The sequence below is a fragment of the Microbacterium candidum genome, from assembly GCF_030315975.1.
In the GTDB taxonomy this organism is placed as follows: Bacteria; Actinomycetota; Actinomycetes; order Actinomycetales; family Microbacteriaceae; genus Microbacterium; species Microbacterium candidum.
Genome location: NZ_JASXSZ010000001.1, coordinates 381,747 through 391,047, shown reverse-complemented (window position 1 = coordinate 391,047; position 9,301 = coordinate 381,747). Strand labels below are relative to the sequence as shown.

The 9,301-nt window shown below is 70.2% G+C and carries 9 protein-coding genes; 6 read left to right on the top strand and 3 right to left on the bottom strand.

The genetic code is table 11. The features are described from left to right. Nucleotides 1-52: 52 nt before the first annotated feature. Entirely contained in the window at nt 53-1,150 is a 1,098-nt protein-coding gene (locus QSV35_RS01925) for a LacI family DNA-binding transcriptional regulator (protein ID WP_286286155.1), read from the bottom strand. 62 nt (nt 1,151-1,212) lie between these two features. On the opposite strand from QSV35_RS01925, the gene QSV35_RS01920 reads away from it, so the two are divergent. After that, the gene (locus QSV35_RS01920) at nt 1,213-2,454 is read left to right on the top strand and encodes an MFS transporter (protein WP_286286153.1); all 1,242 of its coding nucleotides are present in this window, start codon (nt 1,213-1,215) and stop codon (nt 2,452-2,454) included. Between the two features lie 266 nt (nt 2,455-2,720). Here the strand turns inward: QSV35_RS01920 and QSV35_RS01915 are convergent, their stop codons facing one another. Then, nucleotides 2,721-4,121, bottom strand: coding sequence for an MFS transporter (locus tag QSV35_RS01915; protein WP_286286151.1), 1,401 nt, complete (start codon nt 4,119-4,121; stop codon nt 2,721-2,723). 41 nt (nt 4,122-4,162) lie between these two features. On the opposite strand from QSV35_RS01915, the gene nucS reads away from it, so the two are divergent. The 3 genes from nucS (at nt 4,163) to QSV35_RS01900 (ending at nt 7,683) form a co-directional block, all read left to right on the top strand. Next, the gene (gene nucS, locus QSV35_RS01910; protein ID WP_286286149.1) at nt 4,163-4,846 is read left to right on the top strand and encodes an endonuclease NucS; all 684 of its coding nucleotides are present in this window, start codon (nt 4,163-4,165) and stop codon (nt 4,844-4,846) included. Beyond that, nucleotides 4,827-5,519, top strand: a complete 693-nt coding sequence (locus tag QSV35_RS01905) for an HAD hydrolase-like protein (RefSeq protein ID WP_286286147.1) — start codon at nt 4,827-4,829, stop codon at nt 5,517-5,519. The genes nucS and QSV35_RS01905 overlap by 20 nt, the downstream gene beginning before the upstream one ends. Before the next feature lie 94 nt (nt 5,520-5,613). Further along, complete coding sequence (locus QSV35_RS01900) at nt 5,614-7,683, top strand: bifunctional lysylphosphatidylglycerol flippase/synthetase MprF (protein ID WP_353618950.1); 2,070 nt, start codon at nt 5,614-5,616, stop codon at nt 7,681-7,683. A gap of 69 nt (nt 7,684-7,752) precedes the next feature. Here QSV35_RS01900 and QSV35_RS01895 read toward each other — a convergent pair whose 3' ends face one another. Then, nucleotides 7,753-7,959, bottom strand: coding sequence for a cold-shock protein (locus QSV35_RS01895; RefSeq protein ID WP_286286145.1), 207 nt, complete (start codon nt 7,957-7,959; stop codon nt 7,753-7,755). Nucleotides 7,960-8,109: 150 nt separating this feature from the next. Between QSV35_RS01895 and QSV35_RS01890 the strand changes: the two genes are divergently transcribed. Both QSV35_RS01890 and QSV35_RS01885 read left to right on the top strand, forming a co-directional pair. Next, on the top strand, nt 8,110-8,772 hold the full coding sequence (locus QSV35_RS01890; protein WP_286286143.1) for a GntR family transcriptional regulator: 663 nt from the start codon (nt 8,110-8,112) through the stop codon (nt 8,770-8,772). A 9-nt stretch (nt 8,773-8,781) separates the two neighbouring features. Further along, nucleotides 8,782-9,267, top strand: coding sequence for a GNAT family N-acetyltransferase (locus QSV35_RS01885; protein WP_286286141.1), 486 nt, complete (start codon nt 8,782-8,784; stop codon nt 9,265-9,267). The last annotated feature ends 34 nt before the right edge of the window (nt 9,268-9,301 follow it).

Sequence of the window (9,301 nt, the reverse complement as noted above, 5' to 3'; positions counted from 1 at the left end):
GTCGGCCGGGAGGACGAGCTCCGGCTCGGGCGATTTCGGGTGTTCCCCCACTCTATCGGCGGGCTGTTGCGCTCATGTTTCCTGCATCATGCGGGCTCGCCTGCGGCTCGCGCGGCGCGGCCGTCGTGTTCCCGCCGCGGAAGGTGCACGTGAAACGGAAGGATGCAGCATCCCTCCCTTCCATGCGCGCCGCCACGGCCTCGCCCGCCGCCCGGCCCTTGTCGGTCGCCGGCTGCGCCATCGTGGTGAGCTCATAGGGCGCGAGGCCGTCGACGGTCACACCGTCGAACCCGGTGACCGAGAGGTCCTCCGGTACCCGCAGGCCCGCCTCCTCGGCCGCCCGGATCATCCCGGCCGCGAGCAGGTCGCTCTGCGCGATCACGGCCGTGGGAGTCCCCGCGGCGAGGATCGCGCGGCCGGCGGCGAAGCCCTCGTCGATGGAGCTCGCCGTGGCGGCGAACGCCTTCGCCTCCGGGAACACGTCGCGCGCGCCCGCGAGCCGGATCCGCGTCACGTCGGTGACGATGTCCTCGTCGTCGCGGATCCACCCCGCGGTGCGCCGCGCGTCGGCGGGAAGCGTGAGGGAGACCACGTCCGTGTGCCCGAGCCGGCGCAGGTGCTGGGCGACCTCCCGCTGCGCCTCGCGATTGTCGAGATCGATGCGTGCGACGCCAGGGCCCGCATCCCCCTCGATCACCACGACCGGGATCCCGCGCGCGGCGAGGATGTCGAGCTGGTCACGCAGCCGCGGACTGCATCCGATGAGCACGGCCGCGTCGATCGGGGCCGTCGTGATCGACGGCTCCGATGACGCCTCTGCGGCGGGGTCGTCGCGAAGGAGGAGCAGGCCCGCGCCGAGCGGGGCGACCGCATCCGCGAGCCCGTCCATCATGTGGGTCACGACCGGATCGAGGAAGACGCGGCCGAGGTGGTCCTGGAAGACGACACCGACGATCCCCGAGCGGCCGCGCCGCAGCGAAGCGGCGAGCGGGTCGGGACCGGTGTAGCCGAGAGAGGATGCGGCATCCAGCACCTTCCGCCGCGTCGCGTCCGACACCGGCGTCTTGCCGCTGAAGACGACGGATGCGGTGGATGCCGACACCCCCGCCTCTCGGGCGACGTCGGCGATCGTGGCTCTGCGCGAACTCATGGTCCTCCGATGGTAGCCCGCATCGGCCTGACAGGATCGAATCGATTCGATATGCTGTCCGGATGGACACCGCCCTCACCCGCTCCCAGCTCGTGCACTGGCGCACGGCGGTGTTCGCGATCTTCTTCGCGACCGGGCTCGGCTTCGCGACGTGGGCGTCGCGCGTCCCGACGGCCAAGGCCAACCTCGGGATCGACGACTTCCAGCTCGGGCTGCTCCTGTTCGCGTCGGGCGCCGCATCGATCATCGGCCTGTCGCTCGCGAACGTGCTGCTCGCCCGCTGGGGCGCCCGCCGCGGACTGTTCCTCGGCATCGCGATCTTCGCCGTCGGCATCCTGCTCACGGGCCTCGGTGCGCAGACGTTCGAGTCGTACGCGCTGACCGGCACGGGCCTTGCGATCATGGGCCTCGGGATGGGGTCCACCGACGTCATGATGAACGTGGAGGGCGCCGCGATCGAGCGTGCGACCGACCGCACGATCATGCCTCTCTTCCATGCGCTGTTCAGCCTCGGCACCGTCGCGGGCGCAGCCATCGGCGTCGCGATGACGTGGTGGGGCGTCGGCATCGGCTGGCACCTGTGGATCGTGGGCGCCGTCGTCGTGATAGGCGGCATCGTGGCGGTCGCCTTCGTACCGGTGCGCGAAGCCGTCGAGGATCCCGTGGCCGACGAGGCTGCGCCCAGCCGCCGGGACAAGTTCGCCGCGGCCGTCGCCGTGTGGCGCGACCCCCGCACCTATGCGATCGGCGCGATCATGCTCGGCATGGCGTTCGCCGAGGGCGGGGCGAACGACTGGCTCCCGCTCGCCGTCGTCGACGGGCACGACGGCACCGTCGCGCAGGGCGCGATCGCGCTGACGGTGTTCTCCATCGCGATGACGACCGTGCGGGCGCTCGGTGGCCCGCTCGTCGACCGGTTCGGACGCGTGTGGACACTCCGCATCCTCGCGGTCGCCGCCGGCATCGGCCTCATCGTCTTCATCCTGGCGCCTTCGCTGCCTGTCGCCCTGGTCGGCGTCGCGCTGTGGGGCGTGGGGGCTTCGCTCGGCTTCCCGCTCGGCATGTCCGCCGCCGCGGACGACCCGACGAAGGCCGCAGCCTCCGTCAGCGCCGCGGCGACGATCGGCTACATCGCGTTCCTGTGCGGCCCGCCGATCCTCGGCTGGATCAGCCACCACATCGGACTGCTCAACACCCTGTGGATCCTCGTCGGCCTCATCGCACTGTCCGGCTTCGCATCGGGAGCCGCCAAGCCGATCGCCGGCTCGACGGTCGGCGCCGGCCGCGCTCAGTCCGAGGCCTGATCCCGCACCGACTTGTCGCGTAGGGCGAGTATGCGAGGGATCATTCCCACCACTCGCGGCAAGTCGGCGAGAAGGGGGAACGGTGAACACACCTCAGCCTCCAGCACTCCGGTCCCCGAGCCTGGGGCCCCACGCCCGGAGGCTCCGCGCGGCGCGCCAGCGCCGTGTGGAGTGGGCATGGGGAGCGAGGGGTCGCAGCTGTGCAGCATCGGACGACCCCTCGAGGGGCTCGGGGGCCAGTATCCAGGAGTCCCCGAGGCGCGCAATCACGCCCGGCGCCGACGGATGACGGATGCCGCGATCAGCGTCACAGCGAGGTGCACCACGCCGATCGCGACGGCTGCGACGACCACCGCGGCCCAGGATGCGGCATCCACTCCGCTCGCGATGAGGCGCCCGAGGACGACCGTCGCGATGATCGCGCCGAGGTAGCGCGTCGACTGCAGGAGGCCCGACGCGACGCCGACCGCGTGCGGGGGCGCCGACCTGCGCACGGCCTCCGTCATCGCGAGCGAGCCGATGCAGTACGGGATGCCCATGACGGCGGCCATGACCAGCATCCATCCCGGCGCCGTGGTGACCACGCCGATCCCGAGCAGTCCCGCCGCGACGAGCAGCAGGACGGCGCCCGTGACGAGCACGGGGATGAGGCCTCGCCGGTCGATCGCGCGAGCGACGAGAGGCGCGAGCGCGACCGTCATGCCCGACAGCGGCAGCAGGAGGAACCCCACGATCGCCGTCGAGTACCCGCCGAACGATTCGAGGAACTGCGGCAGTCCGAAGAACGCGAGGTAGAACAGCGCGCTGAAGATCGTGAACGCGACGTATGTGAAGGACAGCGCGGGGTTCGCGGCGAGCATCCGCACGTCGATGAACGGCGCCACTGCAAGCAGCTCGCGCCAGACGAACAAGCCGAGCGCGACGACGCCGACCGCGACGAAGACCCAGACGGCGTCACCGGCGGCGCCGAGGAGCGCCATCAGCAGGGCCACGGCGGCGATTGCGAAGGTCAGGACGCCCGGCGGGTCGAGCACCCGGATGACGGCTGATGCCGAGACCCCGGTGCGCTTCTCGTCGCGCGGCGCGAGCCGCCAGACGCCGACGAACGCGCCGATCGCGAGGGGGATGTTCACGAGGAAGATCGCCGGCCATCCGGCGACGGCGATGAGGATGCCACCCACCACCGGCCCCAGCGCGGCCGCGGCCGTGTTGGCGATCTGGATGCGGGCGAGCAGGCGCGGCGGGGTGGCGCCGCTCGCCGCGGCCAGCGGCCCGACGAGCGCCACGGCGGCGGGGAACGCGACGGAGGTGCCGAGCGCCAGGATGCCGCGCGAGAGGAGCACGAGCCAGAACCCGCCCGTCGAGGCGAGCGGCGCCATGGCGGCCGCGACGACCACGACCACCATGCCGATGCAGAACACGCGACGTGGCCCGAACGCGTCGATCACACGCCCCATGAGCGGCTGGCCGATCGTCGAGGCGATGTAGAAGACCGTGATGACCCACGTCACCGACGCGATGTCGAGCCCGAAGTCCTGCTGCAGCGACAGCAGCGCCACGGCGATCATCGACGAGTTGAGCGGATTGAGGGTCGTGCCGAGCGCAAGCGCGACGATGGTCCACCGGGCGCGGCGGGGCACTACGTCCGTCGCTTCGCCCTGACCCATCCTCCGAGTTTCTCGCATGCACGCGCGGGTAGGCTCTTCGGGTGCGTCTCGTCATCGCCCGCTGCTCGGTGGACTACTCCGGGCGCCTCAACGCCCACCTCCCGCTCGCGACCCGCCTGCTCGTCCACAAGGGCGACGGAAGCCTGCTCGTGCACTCCGACGGCGGGTCCTACAAGCCGTTGAACTGGATGAGCCCGCCCTGCACGCTCACGGTCGAGGAGCCCTCGGGCGAGGGCGTCGCCGAGCAATGGCGCGTCACGCACGCGAAGACGGGCGATGCTCTCGTCGTCCGCATCCACGAGATCCTGCACGACTCGACGCATGAGCTCGGCATCGATCCGGGCCTGCAGAAGGACGGCGTCGAGGCCGACCTCCAGCGCCTGCTCGCCGAGCAGGTCGGGGTCATCGGCGAGGGCCTGACGCTCGTCCGTCGGGAGTTCCCGACGGCGATCGGCCCCGTCGACCTCCTCCTGCGCGATCCCGCCGGCGGAACCATCGCCGTCGAGGTCAAGCGCCGCGGCGACATCGACGGCGTCGAGCAGCTCACGCGCTACCTCGAGCTGCTCGGACGCGACCCGCATCTCGCCCCCGTCTCGGGCGTCTTCGCGGCACAGGAGATCAAGCCGCAGGCCAAGGTCCTCGCGAACGACCGCGGCATCCGCTGCGTCACCCTCGACTACGACGAGATGAAAGGGATCGAGTCCGGTGCACCCCGCCTCTTCTGACGGCCCCCGCTCCCCCTGGACCTGCATCCTCTGGGACGTCGACGGCACGATCGTCGACGGATCGGTGGCGATCCTCAAGCGTCTGGCGCTGACCCTCGAGCACTTCGGCCGGCCTCCGGTGCAGCGCGAGGAGCTGGCGCACTGGATCGGTCCGCCGATGTTCCTGTCGTTCCAGCAGAACGTCGGGATGACGCCCGAGAAGGCGTCCGAGGCCGTCGCCTTCTACCGTTCGCTCAGCAAGCAGGAGGGGTACACCGCCGGCGCACGCGTCTACCCGGGCGTCGGCGAGCTCATCGCCGAGATCCACGCCGCCGGCATCCCGCAGGCGACGGCCAGCTCCAAGCCGGAGAACCAGGTCGTCGCCCTCATGGACTTCTTCGGCCTCGACGGCGATTTCACGACGATCGCGGGCGCATCCCCCGACGAGAAGACCCTCGGCGCGAAGGCCGACATCGTCGCAGAGGCGCTGCGCCGGCTCGACGCGGCGGGCGTCGACACGAGCCGCCCCGTGCTGATCGGCGATCGGCACCACGACATCGAAGGCGGCGGCGCCAACGACGTCCCCGTGATCTTCGTGCGGTGGGGTTTCAGCTGGCCGTACGAGGAGGCGGGCGCGCAGGCCGCTGTCGACGACGTTGACCAGCTGCGAGCGCTTCTTCTCGTCGCTGCGTGACCGGGCATTGCGGCGTGATCCGAAGTTCCTGCGTGATCGGCGGTTTCTGCGTGACAGGGCAGATACTCGGCATCCCCTTCATTAGGCTCGATTCGTGACGGATGCCGTGCCTCGGACTGCGAACCGCGTGATCGCGGTGCTGAGGCGTACGCCCGGGACGATCGCGATGATCGCGGCGATCCTCATCGTCGGCGTCGTCTCGCAGGGGCTGTGGCATCCCTTCCGCAAGAGCCCCTGGTGGGGGACGTTCGCCTACGGCCTGCCCGCCTTCGAGGCGGGGCGCTGGTGGACGCCGTTCACCGGCACCTTCCTCGTCGCCTTTCCGTGGATCTACGTCATCGTGATCATCGGCTTCGCCGGCATGGCCTTCCTCGAGTTCCGCCGCGGCTGGCGCGTCGCACTGTCGTATTTCTGGGTCGGCCAGCTGTTCGCGATCTTCGCGGCCGCCCTCCTGCTGTGGATCCTGCGATTCACGCCGTGGGAGTGGGCGCAGGATCAGGCCGCCCGCATCGACGTCGGGCCGGGCGGCGGGGTGATGGCGTGCATCGCCGCCGCGATCGGCCTCTTCAAAGCGCCGTGGCGGGTCCGCGGCTGGGCACTGCTGCTGGCCTGGCTGTTCGTCGCGATGCTGTTCTGGGGCAATGTGCTCGACCTCGAGCACCTCCTCGGGGTCCTCCTCGTCCTCGCCTTCGACCGCTCTCTGCGCCTGCGCCGCACCACCGTTCGCGAGCAGCGGCTCCTCGCCTTCCTCGGGCTCATCACCCTGGGTGCCATCGAGATCATCGTGCTGATCGTGCCGACCGACGGCCTGTTCGGCCCCACGGCCCCTGTCTCGGGTTCGGCGATCGACATCCTGACCGACGTCGTGATCATCGGCCTCGCCGCCAACGGCCTGCGCCGCGGCCGCCGCTGGGCATGGATCGTGAGCATCGCCCTCGCGCTCGTCAACATCCTCAGCATGGCGCTGCTGATCCTGCTCATCGCGCTCGAGGGCTGGGTCGAGATGAAGGATCTGCTGCGCGGCGACCCGTCCGTGTCTCTGGCGACCGGCGTCCTGTGGATCCTCGCGTTCGTCTACCTCATCCTCGTGCGGGGCGCGTTCCGCGTGCGCCGCAGGTCGCGGGTCGGCGCGCACACCGAGCCGACGGTGGACGACGTGAAGGCCGAGATCCACACGTACGGCGGCGGGACGCTGTCGTGGATGGCGACGTGGGACGGCAACAGCTACCTGCGCACGAGCACCGGCATCGTGGCGTACCAGAAGCGCTCGGGAGTGGCGATCGCGCTCGGCGACCCCCTCGGCCCGTCGTCCGGGGTCGCCCGATCGACGCGCGAGTTCATCGAGGCGGTCGAGCACCAGGCGCTCATCCCCTGCTTCTTCAGCGCCACCGCGCCGACGAAGGCGGCCGTGCCGCGCGGATGGCGGAGCCTCGTCGTCGCGGACGACACCATCGTCGACCTCCCCGGCCTCGAGTTCACGGGCAAGCGCTGGAACAACATCCGCACGGCGCTGAACCGCGCCGAACGCGAGGGGGTCACGTTCCGGCTGACGCATCTGAAGGACGAGCCGTGGGGCGTTCAGCAGCAGCTGCGCGCGATCTCCGAGATGTGGGTCGGCGACCGCGGACTCCCCGAGATGTCGTTCACGCTGGGCACGCTCGACGAGGCGGAGGACCCGGAGGTCCGCCTCGCCCTCGCGGTGTCGGAGAACGGGGATGTCGAGGGGTTCCTCTCGTGGCTCCCCCGCTACGCCCCCGGTGGCGAGGTGTACGGCTGGACGCTCGATCTCATGCGCCGCCGCGAGGGCGGTTTCCAGACGGTCATGGAGTTCCTCCTCGGCTCGTCGGTGCGCGCGTTCCGCGACGAGGGCGCCCAGGTGGCTTCGCTCTCCGGCGCGCCGCTCACGCACGAGGGTCCGCGCGAGCCGGGCATCATCGGTGATCTCACCGAGCGCCTCGCGACGGCGCTCGAGCCGGTGTACGGCTTCCAGGCATTGCACCGCTTCAAGCAGAAGTTCCACCCGCGCTACGACCGGATGTACCTGCTGTACCGCGACGAAGGCGACCTCGCGGGCATCGCCACCGGCCTCACGCGGGCGTTCCTCCCCGATGCGACGCTGCGTCAGTTCGCGGGCGCGGGACTGGATCTCGTCCGCCGCGATTGACCGCGACGCCTCGAGTACGAAGAAAGGACCGGATGCCTCAGCATCCGGTCCTTCCTCTTACAGCCGATCTCAGATCGGGCGGATGTTCTCCGCCTGCAGACCCTTCGGTCCCTGCGCGACGTCGAACTCGACGCGCTGGTTCTCTTCAAGGCTGCGGTAGCCGTTGGCCTGGATCGCGGTGTAGTGGGCGAAGACGTCGGCTCCGCCGTCATCCGGCGCGATGAAGCCGAAGCCCTTCTCCGAGTTGAACCACTTGACGGTGCCCTGCGTGCTCATGTACTGCCGTTCTCTGCACTTCCCGGCACGACTTGCACCGGTCTTGCGGTCCACCGTAACGAAGAAACCAACCCCGCACATGTGCTAAGTCGTAAGGTGACGGAAACGTTGCATGGAATTAACATGCAAAACCATAGACTTGGGGAGCCTATGAGCATCGACGCCGCCTTCTCCCGCCTCGAACCGAGGGGCGCGACTCTGCGTGAGGACGTGTACTCGGTCATCGCCGAGGCCATCCTCGACGGGCGGCTGGAGCCGGGCCTCACGCTGAAGGACGTCGATCTGGCCGAGAGCCTCGGGGTGTCGCGCACGCCGGTGCGCGAGGCGCTCCAGCGGCTCGAGCGCATCGGACTCGTGGAAGTCGCGGCGAATCGCTGGACCCGCGTGTCCGTGCCCGACCACAAGCTCTACGAGGACTCGCGCGAGTTCATGGTCTACATGATGGGCAACGCGCTCTCGATGGCCCTTCCCCGATGCTCGGACGAAGACCTCGAGACCGCACTGCGGATGCTGGACGACGTGATCGCGGCATCCGATGCCAATGACCACGGCCGCCTGGTGCAGACGAATGCGACCTTCTTCCGCTTCGTCATGGATGCCGGCGGCAACGCCGTCATGCGCACGGTGATGGATGAGGCGGACTACGCGATGCGCCGCAACACCGTCGGCTGGCAGCCGTACGGGGAGGACCCGGTCGAGCGCCGGGTCGACTACCTCGCCCTGCGGGAGGCGGTCGCCGCCCGCGACGGGGAGTCTGCGGAGGCCCTGATCCGCCTGCGGCATCGGGTACCCCTGGGAATGACGCGCCGCTAGTCTGCCGCTGTGAGGCACATCGAACTGCGCGACCTCGACGACGACGACCTCGACGCGGTCTTCGAGATGATGCGCGACCGCGATGCGATCGCGCAGGCGGCGTTCACGGCGTCCGATCCGGACGATCGCGAGGCGTTCGACTCGTGGGTCGCGCGGAACCGCGCGAACCCGGACACCGAGATGCTGGTCGTCACCGAGGACGGCGGCTTCGCGGGCACCGCGGGCGCCTTCACGATCGACGGCGACCGCGAGGTGACGTACTGGATCGCCCGGCACGCACGGGGCCGCGGCGTCGCGACGGCGGCGCTCCGGCTGCTCGTCTCTCACGAGGCGACGCGCCCGCTGTTCGCGCGGGTCGCGTCGCACAACGCGGCATCCATCGCCGTCCTGGAGAAGCTCGGCTTCACCGAGGTGTCGCGCATGACCTCGTTCGCTCCGGGCGTGGGACGTGACGTCGAGGAGCGCGTGTACACGCTCGTCCCCGCCGTGGAGTGACCGTCGAGAGCTGACGCCACCGGGAGCCCGCCGC